Source organism: Microbacterium sp. Se63.02b (assembly GCF_014171575.1).
Lineage (GTDB): Bacteria > Actinomycetota > Actinomycetes > Actinomycetales > Microbacteriaceae > Microbacterium.
This window is the reverse complement of the sequence record NZ_CP050453.1, coordinates 2,707,186-2,727,697: the sequence shown is the minus strand read 5'-3', so window position 1 is coordinate 2,727,697 and position 20,512 is coordinate 2,707,186. Positions and strand designations below refer to the sequence as shown.

Annotated in this window: 16 protein-coding genes and 4 pseudogenes; 11 read left to right on the top strand and 9 right to left on the bottom strand. The window is 68.3% G+C overall.

Going from position 1 to position 20,512, the window contains the following annotated elements:
* Positions 1 to 7: 7 nt before the first annotated feature.
* From G4G29_RS13400 to sdhC, 5 genes are all read right to left on the bottom strand, one after another.
* A complete protein-coding gene (locus tag G4G29_RS13400; RefSeq protein ID WP_183150464.1) occupies positions 8 to 1,219 on the bottom strand; it encodes a YihY/virulence factor BrkB family protein in 1,212 nt (403 codons plus the stop codon).
* A gap of 144 nt (positions 1,220 to 1,363) precedes the next feature.
* A complete protein-coding gene (locus tag G4G29_RS13395; protein ID WP_183150463.1) occupies positions 1,364 to 2,131 on the bottom strand; it encodes a succinate dehydrogenase iron-sulfur subunit in 768 nt (255 codons plus the stop codon).
* A gap of 2 nt (positions 2,132 to 2,133) precedes the next feature.
* Complete coding sequence (sdhA, locus tag G4G29_RS13390) at positions 2,134 to 3,960, bottom strand: succinate dehydrogenase flavoprotein subunit (protein ID WP_183150462.1); 1,827 nt, start codon at positions 3,958 to 3,960, stop codon at positions 2,134 to 2,136.
* A gap of 18 nt (positions 3,961 to 3,978) precedes the next feature.
* The gene (locus G4G29_RS13385; RefSeq protein WP_183150461.1) at positions 3,979 to 4,425 is read right to left on the bottom strand and encodes a succinate dehydrogenase hydrophobic membrane anchor subunit; all 447 of its coding nucleotides are present in this window, start codon (positions 4,423 to 4,425) and stop codon (positions 3,979 to 3,981) included.
* Positions 4,425 to 4,859, bottom strand: a complete 435-nt coding sequence (gene sdhC / locus G4G29_RS13380) for a succinate dehydrogenase, cytochrome b556 subunit (RefSeq protein WP_072591539.1) — start codon at positions 4,857 to 4,859, stop codon at positions 4,425 to 4,427. The genes G4G29_RS13385 and sdhC overlap by 1 nt, the downstream gene beginning before the upstream one ends.
* Before the next feature lie 179 nt (positions 4,860 to 5,038).
* Here sdhC and G4G29_RS13375 point away from each other — a divergent pair, with 179 nt between their 5' ends.
* The 11 genes and pseudogenes from G4G29_RS13375 to G4G29_RS13330 all read left to right on the top strand — a co-directional run bounded on the left by G4G29_RS13375 (position 5,039) and on the right by G4G29_RS13330 (position 16,534).
* Positions 5,039 to 6,154 carry a mannose-1-phosphate guanylyltransferase gene (locus G4G29_RS13375; protein ID WP_183150460.1) on the top strand — a complete coding sequence of 372 codons (1,116 nt, stop codon included), beginning with the start codon at positions 5,039 to 5,041 and terminating at the stop codon, positions 6,152 to 6,154.
* A gap of 160 nt (positions 6,155 to 6,314) precedes the next feature.
* The gene (locus G4G29_RS13370) at positions 6,315 to 7,427 is read left to right on the top strand and encodes a BMP family ABC transporter substrate-binding protein (RefSeq protein ID WP_183150459.1); all 1,113 of its coding nucleotides are present in this window, start codon (positions 6,315 to 6,317) and stop codon (positions 7,425 to 7,427) included.
* Positions 7,428 to 7,534: 107 nt separating this feature from the next.
* Positions 7,535 to 9,049 carry an ABC transporter ATP-binding protein gene (locus tag G4G29_RS13365; protein WP_183150458.1) on the top strand — a complete coding sequence of 505 codons (1,515 nt, stop codon included), beginning with the start codon at positions 7,535 to 7,537 and terminating at the stop codon, positions 9,047 to 9,049.
* Positions 9,046 to 10,364 (top strand): annotated as a pseudogene (locus tag G4G29_RS13360) (ABC transporter permease). The gene G4G29_RS13365 and the pseudogene G4G29_RS13360 overlap by 4 nt, the downstream one beginning before the upstream one ends.
* Positions 10,361 to 11,646 (top strand): annotated as a pseudogene (locus G4G29_RS13355) (ABC transporter permease). The pseudogenes G4G29_RS13360 and G4G29_RS13355 overlap by 4 nt, the downstream one beginning before the upstream one ends.
* A 27-nt stretch (positions 11,647 to 11,673) precedes the next feature.
* On the top strand, positions 11,674 to 12,072 hold the full coding sequence (locus G4G29_RS13350) for a cytidine deaminase (RefSeq protein ID WP_067119220.1): 399 nt from the start codon (positions 11,674 to 11,676) through the stop codon (positions 12,070 to 12,072).
* Positions 12,069 to 13,363, top strand: a pseudogene (locus G4G29_RS13345) (thymidine phosphorylase). Before G4G29_RS13350 ends, G4G29_RS13345 begins: the two are co-directional and overlap by 4 nt.
* A gap of 51 nt (positions 13,364 to 13,414) precedes the next feature.
* Positions 13,415 to 14,530 (top strand): adenosine deaminase, encoded by a 1,116-nt coding sequence (locus G4G29_RS13340; protein ID WP_183150457.1) that lies wholly within the window; start codon positions 13,415 to 13,417, stop codon positions 14,528 to 14,530.
* Positions 14,531 to 14,630: 100 nt separating this feature from the next.
* On the top strand, positions 14,631 to 15,638 hold the full coding sequence (locus G4G29_RS13335) for a polysaccharide deacetylase family protein (protein WP_244632018.1): 1,008 nt from the start codon (positions 14,631 to 14,633) through the stop codon (positions 15,636 to 15,638).
* Positions 15,639 to 15,665: 27 nt separating this feature from the next.
* Positions 15,666 to 15,947, top strand: coding sequence for a hypothetical protein (locus G4G29_RS22255; RefSeq protein WP_244632017.1), 282 nt, complete (start codon positions 15,666 to 15,668; stop codon positions 15,945 to 15,947).
* Between the two features lie 5 nt (positions 15,948 to 15,952).
* Complete coding sequence (locus G4G29_RS13330) at positions 15,953 to 16,534, top strand: PfkB family carbohydrate kinase (RefSeq protein ID WP_244632599.1); 582 nt, start codon at positions 15,953 to 15,955, stop codon at positions 16,532 to 16,534.
* A 3-nt stretch (positions 16,535 to 16,537) separates the two neighbouring features.
* Here the strand turns inward: G4G29_RS13330 and G4G29_RS13325 are convergent.
* From G4G29_RS13325 to G4G29_RS13310, 4 genes and pseudogenes are all read right to left on the bottom strand, one after another.
* A pseudogene (locus tag G4G29_RS13325) lies at positions 16,538 to 17,283 on the bottom strand (alpha/beta hydrolase).
* Positions 17,284 to 17,292: 9 nt separating this feature from the next.
* Positions 17,293 to 18,258, bottom strand: coding sequence for an NAD-dependent epimerase/dehydratase family protein (locus G4G29_RS13320; RefSeq protein ID WP_183150456.1), 966 nt, complete (start codon positions 18,256 to 18,258; stop codon positions 17,293 to 17,295).
* Positions 18,258 to 19,208: a bile acid:sodium symporter family protein gene (locus tag G4G29_RS13315; protein ID WP_183150455.1), complete on the bottom strand. Its 951-nt coding sequence runs from the start codon at positions 19,206 to 19,208 to the stop codon at positions 18,258 to 18,260. Before G4G29_RS13315 ends, G4G29_RS13320 begins: the two co-directional genes overlap by 1 nt.
* On the bottom strand, positions 19,205 to 20,497 hold the full coding sequence (locus G4G29_RS13310) for an NAD(P)-binding domain-containing protein (protein ID WP_183150454.1): 1,293 nt from the start codon (positions 20,495 to 20,497) through the stop codon (positions 19,205 to 19,207). Before G4G29_RS13310 ends, G4G29_RS13315 begins: the two co-directional genes overlap by 4 nt.
* Positions 20,498 to 20,512 lie beyond the last annotated feature (15 nt).

Sequence of the window (20,512 nt, the reverse complement as noted above, 5' to 3'; positions counted from 1 at the left end):
CACCAGCCTAACGAGCGCCCCCGACATCCCGAGACGACCTGTGGTTGAGCTCCGCGAGCAGGCGCTGCGCGAGCGGTGACGCGGCCTCGATCGGCGGAGGACGGGAGGCCTCGAGATCGGCCAGTTCGCTCTCCGCCGCCCGCAGAGCCCTCTTCGCGCCCCAAGAGCGGAACCACGGAGCAGCCTCGCGGGCGGACTGCGCCTGTCGAACACGTACGCGTGCCGCCGTCAGCAGTGCCTCGTACTCCGCGCGCCGCCGCTCGGCCTCGGTCTGCTGCATGAGCGGGAGGTCGCGATCCTGCGCCGCGACCGCGATCCACGACGATGCCACGAGCATCACGACGCCGTTGACGCGGAACCACAGCAGCAGACCGATGAAGATCGCGAACGTGGCCAGGAGGGGATTGGAGGGCGTATAGCTCAGCAGGAAGCCCGCGCCGTACTGCAGCACGGTCATCGCGCCGCCGCCCAGAAGGGCACCTGGCCAGATGGTGCGCCAGCGCAACGAGGTTCCCGTGAGGAATCGCACCATCGCTGCCAGGGCCGACGACAGCAGCGCGAACGAGACCACCACCGTTCCGATGCGGATGCCGAGGTTGACCCCGTCGGAGCCGAAGTCCCAGTCGAGCAGGCTGAGGAGCCAGCGCAGCACCGTGGCGCTCGCCGAGCTGAGGAGCGAGCCGACGATCAGGGAGACGCCGAAGATCAGAGCGGCCAGCAGATCGCGGGCCTTCAGGATGATGTAGCTGCGCCGGTCGGGCGGGAGACCGAAGATGTCCCTGGTCGCGCGACGGGAGAACGTCACCCACCCGATGGCCGTCCAGATCACGGTGCCGAGCGCGATCGCACCGGTGATGCTGAGGACGCCGGTGGTGTTGGCCGCGATCTCCTGCACCTGCTCGGGGGTGGCCACACCGCCCTCGGGGACGATCAGGTTGGGGATGTAGCTGTTGATGATGTCGATCAGACCGTTGACGGCGTCCTCGCTGCCGCCGAGCCAGAGCCCTGCGATCGCGAAGGCGAGGTAGATCGCCGCGAAGATCGCGAAGAGAGCCTGATAGCTGACGCCGGCCGCCAGCAGGAAGCCGTTGTGCTGGAGGAAATGCCGCCAGACGCGGACTGGGAACAGGCCGAGCGTGCGTCGGGTGATCGCGGTCGCGCGCTCGACGGCGGCATCGAGGCGGCGAGCCTCACTCGAGGCGCCATCGGGATCGGACACCTGCCTACCCTATCCAAGCGTCGATGGTGGGGAGTGCGGCCTCTCGAGGGCGGTGGTGCTCCGCGCGAGAACAGGCGATAACGCGAGAACAGGCGGTCCCGTAAGGGAACCGCCTGTTCTCGTGTGATCGCCTGAATCGGCGCGTCAGGGGCGACCGCGAAGGACCGCCTGCTTGACCTCGGCGATGGCCTTCGTGACCTCGATGCCGCGCGGGCACGCCTCGGAGCAGTTGAAGGTCGTGCGGCAGCGCCAGACGCCCTCCTTGTCGTTGAGGATGTCGAGGCGCACGGCGGCGTTGTCGTCGCGCGAGTCGAAGATGAAGCGGTGCGCGTTCACGATCGCCGCCGGACCGAAGTACTGCCCGTCGGTCCAGAACACGGGGCAGGACGAGGTGCACGCGGCGCAGAGGATGCACTTGGTGGTGTCGTCGAAGATCTCGCGGTCGGCGATCGACTGCGTGCGCTCCTTGCCCTTCTCCGGCACGGAGCTGGCGACGAGGAACGGCTGCACCTCGCGGTACGACGCGAAGAAAGGCTCCATGTCGACGACGAGGTCCTTCTCCAGAGGCAGGCCCTTGATGGCTTCGACGTAGATCGGCTTCGAGATGTCGAGGTCCTTGATCAGCGTCTTGCAGGCGAGGCGGTTGCGGCCGTTGATGCGCATGGCATCCGAGCCGCAGATGCCGTGAGCGCAGGAGCGTCGGAAGGTCAGCGAGCCGTCGACCTCCCACTTGATCTTGTGCAGCGCGTCGAGCACGCGGTCGGTGGAGAAGAGCTCCACGTCGTAGTCGACCCAGTGCGGCTCGGCGTCGACCTCGGGGTCGAAGCGGCGGATGTTGAAGGTGACGATGAAGGACTGGATGCCCGTCTCTTCCGTCGTGTCCGCGGGTGCTTCCGCGATGGCGTTCGACATGCTCAGTACTTCCTCTCCATCGGCGGGTAGTTGAACTCGCCCTTGTCGTTCTTGGTGAAGACGACGGGCTTCCAGTCGAGCTTGATGTGGTCGCTGGGGTCGGACGAGTGCGGGTCGCCCGTGAGGTAGGCCATGGTGTGCTGCATGTAGTTCTCGTCGTCGCGCTTCGGGAAGTCATCGCGCATGTGGCCGCCGCGGCTCTCCTCGCGGTTCTGCGCGGCGTAGACGACGACCTCGGCGATGTCGAGCAGGAAGCCCAGCTCGACGGCTTCGAGGAGGTCGGTGTTGAACCGCTGGCCCTTGTCGTCGACGTGCACGTTCTTGTAGCGCTCACGCAGTTCGGCGATGACGCCGAGCACGTGCTGGAGCGACTCGTGCGTGCGGAACACCTGCGCGCCCTTGTCCATCTCGTCCTGCAGCGTCTTGCGAAGGACCGCGATGCGCTCGGTGCCCTGGTTGTTGCGCAGGCCCTCGAGCATGTCGGAGACGAAAGCGGCAGGGTTCTCCGGCAGCGGGACGAACTCGGCCGTCTTGACGTACTCCACCGCGTTGCGACCCGAGCGCTTGCCGAACACGTTGATGTCCAGCAGCGAGTTGGTGCCGAGGCGGTTCGCGCCGTGCACCGAGACGCACGCGCATTCACCTGCGGCGTACAGGCCGGGCACGACGGTGTCGTTGTCGGCGAGCACCTCGCCGTTGTTGTTCGTGGGGATGCCGCCCATCGCGTAGTGCGCGGTCGGCATCACGGGCACCGGCTCGACGACCGGGTCGACGCCCAGGTACGTGCGGGCGAACTCCGTGATGTCGGGGAGCTTGGTCTCGAGCACCTCGGCGCCCAGGTGCGTGCAGTCCAGCAGCACGTAGTCCTTGTGGGGGCCGGCGCCGCGGCCCTCTGCGACCTCCTGCACCATGCAGCGCGCGACGATGTCACGCGGCGCGAGGTCCTTGATGGTCGGGGCGTAGCGCTCCATGAAGCGCTCGCCCGAGGCGTTGCGCAGGATCGCTCCCTCGCCTCGCGCTCCCTCCGTGAGGAGGATGCCGAGGCCGGCGAGACCGGTCGGGTGGAACTGGAAGAACTCGAGGTCCTCCAGCGGAAGGCCCTTGCGCCACACGATGCCGACGCCGTCGCCCGTGAGGGTGTGCGCGTTCGACGTCGTCTTGAAGATCTTGCCGAAGCCGCCGGTCGCGAAGATGACCGCCTTGGCCTGGAAGACGTGCAGCTCTCCGGTCGAGAGGTCGTACGCGACGACGCCGGAGACCTGGGTCTTGCCGTCGGCATCCTTCACCGTCAGCAGGTCGAGCACGTAGAACTCGTTGAAGAAGTTGATGCCGAGCTTGACGCAGTTCTGGAACAGCGTCTGCAGGATCATGTGGCCGGTGCGGTCGGCCGCGTAGCACGCACGGCGGACCGGGGTCTTCCCGTGCTCGGCGGTGTGGCCGCCGAAACGGCGCTGGTCGATCTTGCCCTCGGGCGTGCGGTTGAAGGGGAGGCCCATGTTCTCGAGGTCGATGACCGCGTCGATGGCCTCCTTCGCGAGGATCTCGGCCGCATCCTGGTCGACGAGGTAGTCGCCGCCCTTGACCGTGTCGAAGGTGTGCCACTCCCACGAGTCCTCTTCGACGTTGGCGAGAGCCGCCGCCATGCCGCCCTGTGCCGCACCGGTGTGCGAACGCGTCGGATACAGCTTGGAGATCACCGCGGTCTTCGCGCCGGGGCCCGCTTCGATGGCCGCACGCATGCCGGCGCCACCCGCCCCCACGATGACGATGTCGAACTGGTGGTAGTGCACGCCGTCACGGACGACGGAATCCTGCGTCTCGGTAGTCACTTCTTCTTAGCCTTCTTCTCAGTTCCCGACCAGCGCGGCGCATTCGGTCCACAGGACGCTGTCCTCGGTCACACCCAGGCAGGGGTCGAACGTGAAGACGACGAGCGTGCCGAGGATGATGAGCAGGCCGGCTGCGAGGCCGAGCGCCCAGGTGAGCGCTTTGCGAGCGGTGTTGTTCGTGACGTAGTCGTTCACGATCGTGCGCATGCCGTTGGCGCCGTGGATGAGCGCGAGCCACAGCATCAGCACGTCCCACCACTGCCAGAACGGCGTGGCGAACTTGCCGGCGATGAATGCGAAGTCGAGGGCGTGGATGCCTTCGCCGACCATCAGGTTGACGAACAGGTGGCCGAAGATCAGCACGACGAGCACGACGCCCGACGCGCGCATGAAGATCCAGCCCCACTTCTCGAGGTTGACTCCGCGGCGACGGCGAGCCGGTGCGGCGATGGTCTGGGCGGTCATCAGTGTCCCCCTCCGAACCCGGCGAACGCGAGCATCAGGTGGCGCGGCACGAACCCGGCCATGATGATGCCCCACACCAGCAGCACGCCCCAGAAGAGCTGCCGCTGATACTTGGCGCCCTTGGACCAGAAGTCGACCGCGATGATGCGCAGTCCGTTCATCGCGTGGAACACGATTCCCGCGACGAGGACGACCTCGCCGAGCGCCATGATGGGGTTCTTGTACGTGCCGATGACGGCGTTGTACGCCTCAGGCGAGACCCTGATCAGTGCCGTGTCGAGCACGTGCACCAACAGGAAGAAGAAGATGGCGACTCCGGTGATGCGGTGAAGCACCCACGACCACATGCCTTCGCGGCCTCGGTAGAGGGTGCCGCGGGGGGTCTTGGACGTGGTTTCCGAAATCGACGGTGTCAAGCGAGCGCTCGTGGACACGGTCGTCCTCCCTGATCGATGTGCGTCGGTCGCGTGCACTGCTCTCGTTCAAGTGTGAGCCTGTCGAAGTCAGGCACGCCCGATCGTCCTCCATCCTATTCCTGTCAGAACACTGGGAGCGACGAAGGGGAGCCTAAGTATCTCGATGTCGAGATGTTCTCTGCGGCTACCCTGTCAGGGTGAGCGAACCCATCAAGGATTTCTACGCAGTGATTCCCGCCGGCGGCATCGGCAGTCGGCTCTGGCCGCTCTCTCGCGCGGACGCGCCGAAGTTCCTGCACGACCTCACCGGATCGGGGCACTCCCTCCTGCGCGACACCTGGGACCGTCTGGAACCGCTCACCGGATCGGACCGGATCGCCGTCGTCACCGGTCGTGCCCACCGCGCTGCCGTCGAGGCGGAGCTCCCCGGCATCGCCGACCTCAACGTCTTCCTGGAGTCGGAGCCTCGGGAGTCGGCGGCCGCGATCGGGTTGGCCGCGGCCATCCTGCATCGCCGCGAGCCCGACGTGATCATCGGATCGTTCAGCGCCGACCACGTGATCCGCAGCACCCGGGTGTTCGAGTTCGCGGTACGCGACGCCGTCGAGGTCGCCCGCGAGGGGTACATCTGCACGATCGGCATCACGCCGACGGAACCCGCCATCGGTTTCGGCTACATCAAGAAGGGGGAGGAGCTCGTGGTCGACGGTGCGCGCGAGGCCGCCCTCGTGGAGAGCTTCGTCGAGAAGCCCGACCTGGAGACCGCGAAGGAGTACATCGCCGATCGGGGCTACCTCTGGAACGCGGGCATGTTCATCGCGAAGGCGAGCGTGCTGCTGGACGAGATCGCGGCGAACGAGCCGGAACTGCACGCCGGGCTCCTCGAACTGGCCGAGGCGTGGGACGACCGTGATCGACGCGGCCCCGCCGTCGACCGGATCTGGCCGCGTCTGAAGAAGATCGCCATCGACTACGCGGTCGCCGAGCCCGCCGCGCGTCGAGGACGCCTCGCCGTCGTCCCGGGCCACTTCGACTGGGACGACGTCGGCGACTTCGCCTCTTTGACGAAGCTCATCAACAACGGGCGCAAGAACGACCTCGCCGTGCTCGGGCCGAACGCGCGGGTGCTGACCGACGGCGCGAGCGGGATCCTGGTCAGCCAGACCACGCGCGTGATCAGCCTGGTCGGCGTGCAGGACATCGTCGTCGTCGACACCCCCGATGCGCTCCTGGTCACCACGGTCCAGCACGCGCAACGGGTCAAGGGCGTCGTGGAGTCGCTCAAGCTCACCGGTCGCGGAGACGTGCTCTGACTGGTGCGCTTAAGAGCACGCTCCGACGCTCATCGGCTGGCTTGATTTCAGCTTTGTAACCTTTGGCCAGCGCAAACCGCGCGAGAGTGCGCAAATGTCGAAACAGTAGGTAACTTTGATCGATCCGCGATGGCCGCGGTTTCGTTGAGGGAGGCATCCGTTGACCATCTCCACCACCAAGAAGCTGCTCGGCGCGACCGTCGCCGCGGGCGTCATCTTCGCACTCGCCGGTTGCGGCCAGGCGCCGGCCGACAAGCCTGAGGGCTCCGAGAAGCCGGTCGACTCCGACTTCGTGCCGTGCCTCATCTCCGACGCCGGCGGCTGGAACGACAAGTCGTTCAACCAGTCCGCCAAGGAGGGCATGGACAAGGCCGCCGACGAGCTGGGCATCAAGCCCCTCGAGTTCGAGTCGGCGAACGACAACGACTACGCGCCGAACCTCGAGACCGCCGTCTCCGAAGGCTGCTCGCTGATCGTCTCCGTCGGCTTCAAGCTGTCGGCAGCCACGGTCGAGTCCGCTCTCGCCAACCCGGAGATCGACTACGCGATCATCGACGACTGGGCCGACAACGACTTCGACGGCAACGTCGATGCCCCGAACATCAAGCCGCTGGTCTTCGACACGGCTCAGGCTGCGTACCTCGGCGGCTACGCCTCGGCGGCATGGTCCGCGCAGAGCGGCGTCAACAAGGTCGGCACCTTCGGCGGAATGCAGATCCCGTCCGTCGCGGTGTTCATGGACGGCTTCCAGCTCGGCGTCGAGAAGTACAACGAGGACAAGTCCGCTGCGGTCGAGGTCTTCGGCTGGGACCAGGAGACGCAGAAGGGCTCGTTCACGGGCGGCTTCGACGCGAACGACACCGCGAAGCAGACCGCACAGGGCGTGCTCGACCAGGGCGTCGACGTGATCCTCCCGGTCGGCGGTCCCGTCTACCAGAGCGCTGCCGCGGCGATCGCCGACAGCGGCAAGGACACCCTGATGCTGGGCGTCGACAGCGACCTGGCGGTCGCCGACCCTAGCGTCGCCGGCATCACGCTCGTCTCGATCATGAAGGCGATCGACGTGGCTGTGAAGGACGCGACCATCGCCGCAGCCAAGGGTGAGTTCGACCCGGCCCCGTACGTGGGCACGCTCGAGAACGAGGGCGTCAAGCTCTCCGGCTTCGGCGACTTCGAGTCGCAGCTGCCCGACGGTCTGCTCGACGAGCTGACCGCTCTCCAGGAGCAGATCATCTCGGGCGACATCACGGTGGAGTCCCCGAACTCCCCGTAAGTCGTCGCAGGTCCAGCACGGGGCGAGTGGTGAGCAGGCGGCCACTCGCCCCGTGCCGTGGACGGACGATGATTCTCCTGGATGACTCTTCTGGATAAGGTGCAGATATGAAGCTCGAACTTCGCGGCATCACCAAGCGATTCGGCAGCCTCGTTGCCAACGACCACATCGATCTGGTGGTGGAGCCCGGCGAGATCCACGCGCTCCTCGGCGAGAACGGCGCAGGCAAATCCACGCTGATGAACGTGCTCTACGGGCTGTATCAGGCCGATGAGGGCGAGATCCTCCTCGACGACGAGGTGCAGCGCTTCCGTGGCCCCGGCGACGCGATGGCGGCCGGCATCGGCATGGTCCACCAGCACTTCATGCTCGTCCCGGTCTTCACCGTGGCCGAGAACGTGATGCTCGGACACGAGCAGACCAAGGCGCTCGGCACGCTCGACATCGCGAAGGCACGCGAGCACGTGCGGTCGGTCGCCGCGCGCTTCGGATTCGACATCGACCCGGATGCGCTCGTGGGCGACCTCCCCGTCGGAGTGCAGCAGCGCGTCGAGATCATCAAGGCGCTGTCGCGCGATGCCAAGGTGCTCGTGTTCGACGAGCCGACCGCCGTGCTCACTCCACAGGAGACCGACGAGCTGATGAACATCATGCGCCAGCTGCGCGACGAGGGCACGGCGATCGTGTTCATCACGCACAAGCTGCGCGAGGTGCGCGAAGTGGCCGACAAGATCACCATCGTCCGCCTCGGGCGCGTCGTCGGCGAGGCCTCGCCCACGGCCACGAACGCCGAACTGGCCTCGCTCATGGTCGGCAGGGCGGTGGAACTGACCGTCCACAAGGACCCGCCGCGGCTCGGCGAGGGCGGATTCGAGGTCAAGGGTCTACGCGTCCTGACCCCCACGGGTGCGATCGTCGTCGACGGCATCGACTTCGCGGTCCGCCCCGGTGAGGTCCTCGCGATCGCCGGGGTACAGGGCAACGGGCAGACCGAGCTGGTGGAGGCCATCGTCGGTCTCGCCGCCCGCGTCGAAGGCAGCATCGTGCTCGACGGCACCGAGCTCGTCGGCAAGAGCGTGCGGGCCATTCTCGACGCCGGTGTCGGCTTCGTCCCCGAGGACCGCACGGAGGACGGGCTCGTGGCCGGCTTCTCCGTCGCGGAGAACCTGATCCTCGACCGTTCGGACGACCCGGAGTTCAGCCGTGCGGGGACGCTGCGCCGCTCGGCTCTCGACGAGTTCGCGCGCGCCCGCATCACCGAGTACGACATCCGCACCCAGGGGCCAGAGACAGCTGCGGGCACGCTCTCGGGCGGCAACCAGCAGAAGGTCGTCATCGCCAGGGAGATGAGCCGCGACCTGCGGTTGCTCGTCGCGGCGCAGCCGACCCGCGGCGTCGACGTCGGATCGATCGAGTTCATCCACAAGCGGATCATCGAGACGCGCGACGCCGGTGTCCCCGTGATCGTCGTCTCCACCGAGCTCGACGAGGTCGCAGCTCTCGCCGATCGGATCGCGGTGATGTACCGCGGCACGATCGTCGGCATCGTCCCCGGCGACACGCCCCGGGAGACGCTCGGACTCATGATGGCCGGTGCGGCCGAAGGAGAGGTGGCCGCGTGAGCGGAGCGACGCCCGGCGCGGGCGATGCGACGAAGGGGATCCCGCCGCAGGAGCTCGCCACGAGCACCGGCACGGTTCCGCGTGATCCGGCGGATGTGCCGCCACCCCCGCGGGGCAACGTCATCCTCAAGGAGATCCTCCGCGGCAACGCCGTCACCACGATCCTCGCGATCGTGCTGGCGCTCGTCGTCGGCGGAATCCTCATCGCCTTCACGAACGAAGACGTGCAGGCGGCATCCGTCTACTTCTTCGCGCAGCCCGGTGACACGTTCGTCGCCGCCTGGAACGCCGTGTACAACGGCTACGAGGCGCTCTTCCGCGGCGCGATCTTCAACGCCAGAGGCGCGGACTTCGCGGCGCAGATCCGTCCCCTGACGAACACCCTCGGCTTCGCCGCACCGCTGATCGCAGCGGGTCTCGGCGTCGCGCTGGCGTTCCGCGTCGGGCTCTTCAACATCGGTGCACGCGGCCAGATGCTCATCGGCGTCGCGGTGGCGGCGCTGCTGACCTTCTCGCTCGACCTGCCCATCTGGCTGCACATCCCGGTCACCCTCATCGCGGGTATCGCCGGCGGCGCGCTGTGGGGCGCCATCGCCGGACTCATCAAGGCGCGCACCGGTGCGCACGAGGTGATCCTCACGATCATGCTCAACTACATCGCGTACTACCTGCTGCTGTGGATGATCCGCACTCCGGGTCTGCTGCAGAAGCCGGGCACGAACCAGGCGCTCGGCTCGGCGACTCCCGAGAGTGCGCAGTTCCCGACGTTGCTGGGGCCGCAGTTCCCGCTCCTCGACCTCGGATTCGTGATCGTCATCGTGGCGACCCTGTTCGTCTGGTGGCTCATCGAGCGCTCGTCGCTCGGCATGCGCATGCGCGCCGTGGGGAGAACCCGCACGCCGCCCGTGCCGCAGGCATCAGCGTCCAGCGCATCTACGTGTACGCGATGCTCTTCGCGGGCGGCCTCGCCGGTCTCGCCGGCATGAACCAGATCCAGGGCGCCGTCACCACGGGTGTCACCGAGACCATCGACGCGGGCATCGGCTTCGACGCGATCACCGTCGCTCTCCTCGGACGCAGCCGGGCGTGGGGCACCTTCGCCGCCGGCATCCTGTTCGGCGCGCTCAAGGCCGGCTCGTTCTCGATGCAGGCCCAGGACATCCCGGTCGACATCGTGCTCGTGGTGCAGTCGCTGGTCGTGCTGTTCATCGCCGCGCCGCCGCTGCTGCGCTCGGTGTTCTTCCTCCCCAAGACCGATGCCGAGAAGGCCGCCAAGGCGAGAGCCAAGGCCGCGAAGAAGGCGGTGACGGCATGATGTCGCTCGTGCAGACCCAGGCCGCAGACGGCACCGTGCAGCTCGCGACGGTGAAGGAACGGCACCTCAAGGCGCCCATCGTGCTCGCTGCTGCCACCGCGCTGCTGGCTCTGCTGTTCCTCGCGGTTCCTCGCGACGGCATCAGCACCTTCCGCCTCTCCGACCAGTCCTCGGCGCTCGCGCTGCCCGACGTGGCGCTGCCGACGGCGTCGACCTTCTGGGTCGTGTTCGGCATCCTCGTGGTCTTGACGGTCGGCGCATTCCTGCGCGCCTGGACCTACCGCACGCCCTCGCTGTGGTTGGTCATCGCGTACGGCGTCCTCGCCGTCTTCGCGTTCCTCGTATGGGCGGCCGCCGGGGACTCGTCCCGGTCACGAGCCTGCTCTTCGGCGCGGTGTCGCTCTCGGTGCCGCTCGTGTTCGGCGCCCTCGGCGGCGTGATCGGCGAGCGCGCCGGTGTCGTCAACGTCGCGATCGAGGGCCAGCTGCTCCTCGGCGCATTCTCCGCCGCCCTGCTGTCCAGCATCACCGGCAACCCGTTCGTCGGCCTGTTCGGCGCGATGGTCGGCGGTGTCCTCGTGGCCAGCGTGCTCGCGGCGTTCGCGATCAAGTACCTCGTCGAGCAGGTCATCGTCGGCGTCGTGCTCAACGTCCTCGTCACCGGTCTCACCGGCTTCCTCTACGGTGCGCTCCTCGCGCCGAACGAGGCGACCCTGAACACGCCGGTGCGGTTCCCGCGTGTCGAGATCCCTGTGCTGAGCGACATCCCGATCATCGGACCCGTGCTGTTCAACCAGACGTTCATCGGGTACCTGATGTTCATCACGGTCGCCGTGGTCGCGTGGGGGCTCTACCGCACCAGGTGGGGTCTGCGGCTGCGTGCCGTGGGCGAGCACCCGCAGGCGGCCGACACCGTGGGCATCAAGGTGAACCCGACCCGATTCTGGAACGTGCTGCTCGCCGGTGCGATCGCGGGCATGGGCGGTGCGTACTTCACGCTCGTCTCGGTGCCGCAGTTCGGCAAGGACATGACGGCGGGTCTCGGCTTCATCGCCCTCGCGGCCGTGATCTTCGGGCGCTGGGACCCGATCCGCGCGACGCTCGCTGCCCTGCTCTTCGGCTTCGCGACGAACCTGCAGAACCTGCTGTCGATTCTGAAGACGCCGATCCCCGGCGAGTTCATGCTCATGCTCCCGTACGTCGTGACGCTCCTGGCGGTCGCCGGGTTCGCGGGGCAGATCAAGGCTCCTGCCGCGGACGGCAAGCCGTACATCAAGTCCTAGGTCTGCCGGGAAGAGGGAAGCATCGCAATGACGGACATCGACTGGGATGAACTGCGTCAGGTCGCCACGGAAGCCATGACGAAGGCGTATGCGCCGTACTCGCGCTACCGCGTCGGTGCGGCCGCACTCGTCGGCGACGGGCGCATCGTCGCCGGCTGCAACGTCGAGAACGCGTCGTATGGCGTCACGCTGTGCGCGGAGTGCGCGCTCGTGGGCGATCTGCACATGTCGGGCGGCGGGCAGCTCGTCGCGTTCGTGTGCGTGAACAACGACGGACAGACGATCATGCCGTGCGGGCGATGCCGGCAGCTGCTCTACGAGCACGCGATGCCCGGGATGCTCCTGGAGACGGTCTCCGGCATCCGCACGATCGACGAGGTGCTGCCCGACGCGTTCGGGCCGCGCGACCTGGAGGACGCACGATGACGACGGTGGAGCCTTTCGACGCGGTGGACGTGATCCGCGCGAAGCGCGACGGAGGTGCGGTTCCCGAGGCGGCGCTGCGGTGGATGGTCGATGCCTACACGCGCGGGTACGTCTCGGACGCGCAGATGGCGTCGTTCGCGATGGCGATCTTCCAGCGCGGCATGGAGCGCGACGAGATCCGCGTACTGACCGACGCGATGATCGCTTCCGGGGAGCGGATGAGTTTCGCGTCCCTGGGCAAGAAGACCGTCGACAAGCACTCCACCGGCGGCGTCGGCGACAAGATCACGCTTCCGCTCGCCCCGCTCGTCGCCTCGTTCGGCGTCGCCGTGCCCCAGCTGAGCGGCCGCGGGCTCGGCCACACCGGAGGGACGCTCGACAAGCTCGAGTCGATCCCCGGATGGCGTGCCGCTCTCAGCAACGAAGAGATGTTCGCGCAGATGCAGGGCGAGGTCGGAGCGGTCATCTGCGCGGCCGGATCCGGTCTCGCTCCCGCAGACAAGAAGCTCTACGCCCTCCGCGACGTCACCGGCACGGTCGAAGCCATCCCGCTGATCGCGTCGAGCATCATGTCGAAGAAGATCGCCGAGGGGACGGACGCGCTCGTCCTGGACGTGAAGTTCGGTTCAGGCGCCTTCATGCAGGACATCGACCGTGCTCGCGAGCTCGCGAGGACCATGGTCGCGCTCGGCACCGACTCGGGCGTGGCGACCACGGCGTTGCTCACCGATATGAACGTGCCGCTCGGGCTCGCGATCGGCAACGCCAACGAGGTGCGCGAATCGGTCGAGATCCTCGCGGGAGGCGGTCCCGCCGACGTCCGCGAGCTCACGCTGGCCCTGGCCACCGAGATGCTCGCGCTCGCGGGGCAGCCCGACGCCGACGTGGAGGCCGCCCTCGACGACGGTCGCGCGATGGACACGTGGCGGGCGATGATCCGCGCGCAGGACGGCGATCCTGATGCCGAGCTCCCCACGGCGAGGGAGACCCATGTGGTCACCGCGCAGGCCGACGGCGTGCTCACCCGGATGGATGCACTGCCGTTCGGCGTCGCGGCCTGGCGCCTCGGCGCGGGGCGTGCGAGGGCGCAGGACCCGGTGATCTTCGAGGCGGGGATCGACCTGCACGCGAAGCCCGGCGACCGTGTCGTGGCCGGCCAACCGCTGTTCACGCTCTCCGCGGCCGACGAGGCCAGATTCCCCGAGCGATCGACGCCCTCGACGGCGCGTGGGAGATCGGCGACGCAGCTCCGGCTGCCGGTCCGCTGGTCCGCGAGCGCATCACGGCGTGACCTCCCGACCGCTAGCCTGAACTGAGCACATCCGCGACCGAGAGGATCACCATGTCGATCGATGCGAACGGCGACGTCACGCTCCAGGGCGTCTCCCTGCGGAGCCTGCCCAAGGTGTCGCTGCACGACCACCTCGACGGCGCGCTGCGGCCCGGCACCATCATCGAGCTCGCGGATGCCATCGGACTCGAGGTTCCGGCGAGCGACCCTGCCGCCCTCGGTGCGTGGTTCGCGAAGAAGAGCGACTCGGGCTCCCTGGTCGAATACCTCAAGACCTTCGACCTCACCACGGCGGTCATGCAGACCGCGGAGGGTCTCACCAGGGTCGCGCGCGAGTTCGTCCAGGATCTCGCAGCGGACGGCGTCGTCTACGGCGAGGTGCGCTGGGCCCCCGAGCAGCACCAGGCGAGCGGCCTCACGCTGGAGCAGGCCGTCGAGGCCGTGCAGCAGGGCATCGAAGAGGGGGAGGATGCGGCCGACCGCGGCGGCCGCAGCATCCGCGTCGGACAGCTGATCACGGCCATGCGTCACACCGATCGGGCGAGGGAGATCGCCGAGCTCGCCGTCGACTTCCGCGGCCGTGGCGCCGTCGGCTTCGACATCGCGGGTCCGGAAGACGGATTCCCGCCGTCGAACCACCGTGCCGCGTTCGACTACCTCGCAGAGAACTTCTTCCCGGTGACCGTGCATGCGGGGGAGGCGGCCGGTCTCGCCTCGATCCGTTCGGCGTTGCTGGACGGGCGCGCGCTGCGCCTCGGCCACGGCGTCCGCATCGCCGAGGACCTCCAGGTCGTCACCCAGGAGGGCGATGAGGTGCAGGTGCAGTTCGGCGACCTGGCCCGCTGGGTGCGCGACCGTGAGATCCCGCTCGAGCTCTCGCCGTCGTCGAACCTGCAGACCGGTGCGATCGCCGCGTGGGGCGACACCCTCGTCGATCACCCCTTCGACCTGCTCTACCAACTCGGATTCGCGGTGACCGTGAACGTCGACAACCGCACGATGAGCGCCACGTCGCTCACGCGGGAGTTGGCGCTGCTGGTCGAGACCTTCGAGTACGACCTCGACGACCTCGAGACCTTCCAGTTCAACGCGGCAGCCGCGGCGTTCCTGCCGGTCGAGGAGCGGGAAGAGCTCGTGGAGATGATCGCCGAGGGATTCGACATCTGATCGTGGCTCCCGGGGGGAAGCCGCGCTCGCGGACAGCGACCGTCGTCGGAGTCTGCATGGCCGTCGTCCTGCTGGGGGCGGCGCTGCGACCTTCGCCTGGGTGAGCCGCGCGCAGCCGGATCCGATCCCGAAGGCGCGCACCGCGGCGCTCGCGCACCCGTTGACGCCGGCACAGCAGCTCGCGGCGGATGCGGACGACCCGCGGGCCTGCGCGGTGTCCTTCGTCGGCGAGGGTGCACCCACCGCCCCCGTCCTGCAATGGCAGGAGGCCCTGTATCAGGGGCTGCCGATCCCGCAGCTGGACGGTCGCGTGTTCGCCGGATGGTACGCGAGTGCGGCGGATGCCGGAGCCTTCACGGTCGCCGCGCGCGTCAACGGCGCCGACCTCGTCGTGTGCGACGATCAGCAGATCGAACTCTTCGCGGCATGGAAGACCCCGGAGGAGAACGCGGCGGACGGCGTGCGCGTGCCCATCCTCATGTATCACCAGTTCACGGCCGACCCCGACGGCGAGAAGGGCTGGTTGCGCGGGAACTACGCCTACATCGGCGACTTCGACGCGCAGATGACCCACATCGCGACGACCGGCTTCTACCTGCCGACATGGGACGAGCTCAGTGCGTTCATCGACGGGCGCCTCTCGCTCCCCGCCCGGAGCGTGATCATCACCGACGACGACGCCGACCAGACCTGGTTCGACCTCGCGGTGCCGGTCGTCGACGAGCACCGACTGCTGGCCACCTCGTTCATGATCACCGCGTACCGCTCCGATCCGGCGCCGTCGATCTACGTCCTGCGCCGGTCGCACACGCATGACATGCACCAGGCGGGCGACAACGGCAAGGGCCGGATGGTCAACTGGACCGCCGAGCAGATCGCCGCCGACCTCACCGTCTCCGCCGACACTCTGGGTGTGCGCGAAGTCATCGCCTATCCGTTCGGGCACTACGACGACACGGCGAAACAGGGCGTCGCCGCGGCCGGCTTCGAGATGGCACGGACGATCGAGCCCGGCTATGTCACGGTCGGCACGGACAAGCTCGCGCTCCCCGTCGTGCGGATCGACTACGGGATGGGGTTGGACGAGCTGGTGTCGCGCATCGGCTGACCTGCTTCGAGGCGGCAGGATGGTCGCATGCCCGCCTCCGTCTTCATCGCCGGCCCCGCGTCCTGGAACACGATCGTGGTGCTCGACCGGCTTCCGGAACCGGTCCCGCACATGCAGTTCGCGGAGGAGACATGGGAGACGGTCGGCGGTACCAGTGCCGGCAAGGCGCTGAGCCTGACCGCGCTGGGGCGGGCGGTGGACCTGTACGCCCTGGCCGGCGCCGACCAGGACGGCGAGCGGGTGCAGGCCGCGTTGAAGGCGAGCGGGTGCGCGCACACTGGGGCCACGGCGTCACCGAGCGGCATCTGAACCTCATGACGCGCGCGGGTGCCAGGGTGTCGCTCTACGTGTCGACTCCCGTGGCGACGGCCGGTGACGCGGATGTGGGTTCGCGACCGGATGACGGCAGCAGGGGCGGTCGTGCTCGACCTGCGGCGGAACCGCTGCGTCTTCTTCCGCTCGCCCGCGCGACCGGTACACCCGTGTGGGTCGATGTGCACGACTACGACGGGGAGGCCGACTACCACCGGCCTTTCCTGGAGGCGGCGGATGCGGTCTTCTGCAACGCCGACCGGCTCGATGATCCGGTGGCTTTCCTGCGTTCACGCGTCGCCGCCGGTGCGAGCCTCGCCGTGTGCACCCTCGGGGCGGACGGCGCGGTCGCGGTGGACGGGTACGGGACGGTGCATCGGGTGCCCGCGGTGCCTGTCGAGGTCGTCGACACGAACGGCGCAGGGGATGCCTTCCTCGCGGGAGTCCTCGATGCCCGACTCGACGGAGCCGACGTCCCCGCTGCGCTGGAGGCCGGGGCGCGGACGGCCGCGTCCGTGTTGCGCTCGCGGCACCTGCATCCGCTCTTGGATGCGGTGCTCGATGCCGGAAGAGGGGCGTCGTGACGGTCAGGGGGCGAGGGGAGAGAGGAAGTCGTCGACCAGCTGCGTGACCTCGGCGTGCATGTCCTCGGTGGAGATCGACGGGGTGCCGTCGCCGTCCTGCGGGCCGTAGTCGCCGAACGACGCATGCGATGCGCCATCGATCTCCACCATCTCGGCGTCGGCCGGAAGAAGGCCGCGCGCATCGGCGATCTTCTCGGGGTGGACAGGCCGTCCTCGCTGCCGGCGATGCTCAACACAGGGAGGTCGCTGTTCGACAGATCGTTCGCGCAGTACGACCCGAACAGCACCAGAGCGTCGGCATCCTCGGCGAGCTGGCACGCGCGGACACCGCCGAGGGAGTGCCCTCCCACACCCCACACGTCGACGTCCGCGGCGGCGGAGGTGAAGGCGTCGAGCCCCCGCGGGTCGAAGAACGCCAGGTTGAGCCACGGGCGGGTGATGACCACCGTGACGCCGTCTTCGGCGAGACCCTGCAGGATGGCGGCGTAGGCCCAGGGATCGACCTTGGCGCCGGGGATGAAGACGAGTCCGAGATCGGAATCGCCGTCGGCCGGGGCGAGCACGATGCCCTGCTCGGCGTCGGTCACGGTGATCTCGGGATTCTCCTGCACAGTGGCGAGCGGCCCCGGTTCCGCGGCCATGACGCCGATCTGGCTCCACGCGACCACGCCCCCGACAGCGAGCACCACCACGATGGCGAGGCTCCACAGCACGCGCTTCAGGATCCGGCGACCACGCTTCTTCTGCACCCCTCAACGCTACTGCGCGGCGGGGTCGCTCCGGACCACTGCGGGGTGCGTGCGCAGGTACTCCTCGAACGCCTCGCGAGAGGTGCGCGTCGGCTCGTAGCCGAACACCTCTTTCAGGCGCCGGTTCGCGAGCACGGGTCGGTAGCGCAGGAACGGGACCTTCTCCGGGCCGTGCGCGGTGAGGTGCAGCGTCCGTCCCAGCCGCAGGCTCACGCTCAGCGCCCACGCCGGGATCACGAGCTGACGCTTGCGCAGCCGTGCGGCGATCTCGGGCACCGTCATCCGCCCGTCGCCGGCGACGTTGAAGATCCCGGACGGCCCTTCGGTGGCGGCCTTCACCATCACCGCCGCCACGTCGTCCACCCAGACGAAGACGAAAGGCGAATCGGAGCCGGCGATGCGGAGGAGGCGTCGTCCGTCCCAGAGGCCGGTGATCTGGTTCCGCACGGAGGGACCGAGGATCGTCCCGATCCGGAAGATCACCTGCTCGAGCTCGGGATGCGCCCCCCGGTGCTCGGCGAGCATCTCCTCGACGAGTCGTTTGTGCCGCGCGTAGGGGAAGGCGTCGTTGCCGCGCAGCGGCTGGTCCTCGTCGATCCACTCCGGGTTGTCGGCGTGATATCCGTATGCGGCGCCGGAACTCGAGACGACGACCCGCCGCACGCCCGTCCGGACGCACGCGGCGAGGACGTTCGCAGACCCCGTCACGTCGACGCGGTACTCCGCATCGACGTCGCGCCCCGGGTTCACGATGGCCGCCAGATGGACGACCGTGTCGATGCGGTGCTCCTGCAGCAGTGGAGGGAGTGCTGCGGGGTCCGTCACATCGAGGATCGCGTCGACGATGCCGTCGCGCGGCGCGCCCGTCCGCAGATCCGCGGAGACGACGACGTCCACGTCATCGCGCGTGGCGAGGGCCGCAGCCACGTGCGAGCCGAGGAAGCCCCCGCCTCCCGTGATGAGCACGCGCGACATCAGGCGGCCTCGACGGCGGTGCGACCGCTGGCGTCTCCGGTGGCCGATCCCGTGCGCTTCCTCGTGTGCCGGGCCCAGAGCCCGGCCAGCACGAGACCGGCGACGATGTCCCAGATGCCCCACCAGCCCGCGACGATGGCCATGCCCCCGAGTCCGTCGAAGAACAGGAACACGAGCCCGAGCCCGAGGCCCGCATTGCGGATGCCGACTTCGAACGTCATGGCCTTGCGCTCGCGGGTGCCGAGTCCGCCGACGACCGCTGTGCCGTAGCCGAGCGCGAGGGCGACGGCGTCATGGACGGCGACCACGAGCAGGATGATGCCCAGCACCTGAACGAACACCGCCCAGTTGCCGACGAGAGCGGCGATGATGAATCCGAGGAGGGCGATCAGGCTGAACCACTTCACGAAGGGCTGCACCCGCGCGCTGAACCCGGGGGCCTTCGCCCTGAGAAGGAGCCCGAGCGCGAAGGGGAGGCCCACGATGAGCAGGATCTCGAGCAGCATCCGCCACGGGTCGACCGCGACGTCGCGCAGCAGGGTGCGCGCGGTGGGGTGCAGCGAACCCCAGAACGTGATGCTGAGCGGCATCGCGAAGATGTAGATCAGATTCCCGACCGCGGTGAGCGAGACGGACAGAGCGACGTTGCCGCCCGATCGATGCGTCAGGACCTGGGAGATGTTCCCCGGAGGGCAGCACGCGACCAGCAGCATCCCGAGCGCCATGGAAGGCGGGACCGGGAGCACGAGGGTCAGCAGGAACGTCGCGATCGGGAGCAGGAGGAGCTGAGCGAGGATCGCGATCGCGAACGGTCGGGGGTGCTTCGCCACGACGCGGAAGTCGCTCGGCGCGGTGTCGAGGGCGATCCCGAACATGATCAGGCCGAGCACCACGTTGAGGATCGTGAGGGTCCCCGGCGTGAAGGAGAGGACGACGTCGTCGACGTTCATACGGCTGCCCCCAGGGCTGCCTGCTCGTGCCGCACCGCTCGGCGGTAGGCGTCCTTGTTGACGTAGTAGGCCATCCGATCCAGGCCGAGGTAGTGGTATCCGCCCGTCACGTCGGGCCAGGCGGCGCCGGTGACACGTGCGCGGAAGCGGTGGGCGCGCGCGGGGTCGTTCTCGACGGCTTCCAGGTATGCGCCCAGGAGGTCCGCCTGCTCGTAGCGACCCTGCCACCCGATGCCGGACGCCTCGATCATGCCCATCACGTACAGGCCGTTGAACGACGAAGGGAACACGTTCAGGAACAGGCGCGGCGAGGCGCCGCGCCAGTGCAGGTGCTGTCGGTCGACGAAGGGGTAGTCGAGGGTGTATCCCGTGGCGAGCAGCACGAGGTCGTAGTCGTCGGCGCTGCCGTCGCGGAAATGCACGGTCGTCCCGTCGAAGCGGTCGATGTCGGCGCGGATGCGCAGGTCGCCCTGGCCGAGGTGGTTCAGGATCAGGGTGTTCACGATCGGGTGCGACTCGTAGATGCGGTAGTCGGGCTTCGGGAAACCGAACCGCACCGGATCGCCGGTGAACGCCCGCAGCACCCGGCTGTCGAGCGCCTGTTTGATCCGTGCCGGGAGTGGACGGCCCTGGTTGAGGGTGTCGCTGGGCTTTCCGAACAGGTACCGGGGGACGAAGTAGTACCCGCGGCGGACGCTCATGTCGACGGAGACGGCGTGATGCACGGCATCCACCGCGATGTCGCAACCGGAGTTGCCCGCTCCGATCAACAGCACGCGCTTGCCGCGGAGCTGCTCGGGCGACGTGTAGGCGCTGGTGTGCAGCAGTTCGCCCGTGAACTCGCCGCGGAACGTCGGCACATTCGGTTCGGCGAGCGTACCGTTGGCGAGCACGACCCCGGCGTACCAGCGGGTCTCCTCGCCGTCGGGGCCGATGCTCGTGAGATCCCATCCGCCGTCGCGGGGCTCGAGGCGCGCGACCCTGGTCGAGAACCGGAAGAGTCCGGTCAGGTCGAAGTGGTCGGCATACTCCTGGAAGTACTCCTTCAGCACCCGGTGCCCCGGATAGTCGACGCGCGACCGCATCGGGAACTCCGCGAACTCGGTCGTGGTGCGCGACGAGATCAGATGCGCGGACTCGTACATCGTGCTGCGCGGATTGGTGATGTCCCACAGCCCGCCGACCCCGTGCGAGGCCTCGTAGCCGTCGACGTCGATCCCGCGCCTGCGCAGTGCGCGCGCTGCGGCCAGGCCGGACGGTCCCGCGCCGATCACGGCGTATCTGTTCATGCTGCTCCCCGCACG

Bases quoted from the DNA above. Each gene is read 5' to 3' on its own strand.
- G4G29_RS13340 (WP_183150457.1), top strand. From the start codon at position 13,415: ATGTCGATCGATGCGAACGGCGACGTCACGCTCCAGGGCGTCTCCCTG.
- G4G29_RS13330 (WP_244632599.1), top strand. From the start codon at position 15,953: ATGACGCGCGCGGGTGCCAGGGTGTCGCTCTACGTGTCGACTCCCGTG.
- G4G29_RS13315 (WP_183150455.1), bottom strand. From the start codon at position 19,208: ATGAACGTCGACGACGTCGTCCTCTCCTTCACGCCGGGGACCCTCACG.
- G4G29_RS13310 (WP_183150454.1), bottom strand. From the start codon at position 20,497: ATGAACAGATACGCCGTGATCGGCGCGGGACCGTCCGGCCTGGCCGCA.
- G4G29_RS22255 (WP_244632017.1), top strand. From the start codon at position 15,666: ATGCCCGCCTCCGTCTTCATCGCCGGCCCCGCGTCCTGGAACACGATC.
- G4G29_RS13365 (WP_183150458.1), top strand. From the start codon at position 7,535: ATGAAGCTCGAACTTCGCGGCATCACCAAGCGATTCGGCAGCCTCGTT.
- G4G29_RS13395 (WP_183150463.1), bottom strand. From the start codon at position 2,131: ATGTCGAACGCCATCGCGGAAGCACCCGCGGACACGACGGAAGAGACG.
- G4G29_RS13385 (WP_183150461.1), bottom strand. From the start codon at position 4,425: ATGACCGCCCAGACCATCGCCGCACCGGCTCGCCGTCGCCGCGGAGTC.
- G4G29_RS13350 (WP_067119220.1), top strand. From the start codon at position 11,674: ATGACGGACATCGACTGGGATGAACTGCGTCAGGTCGCCACGGAAGCC.
- G4G29_RS13320 (WP_183150456.1), bottom strand. From the start codon at position 18,258: ATGTCGCGCGTGCTCATCACGGGAGGCGGGGGCTTCCTCGGCTCGCAC.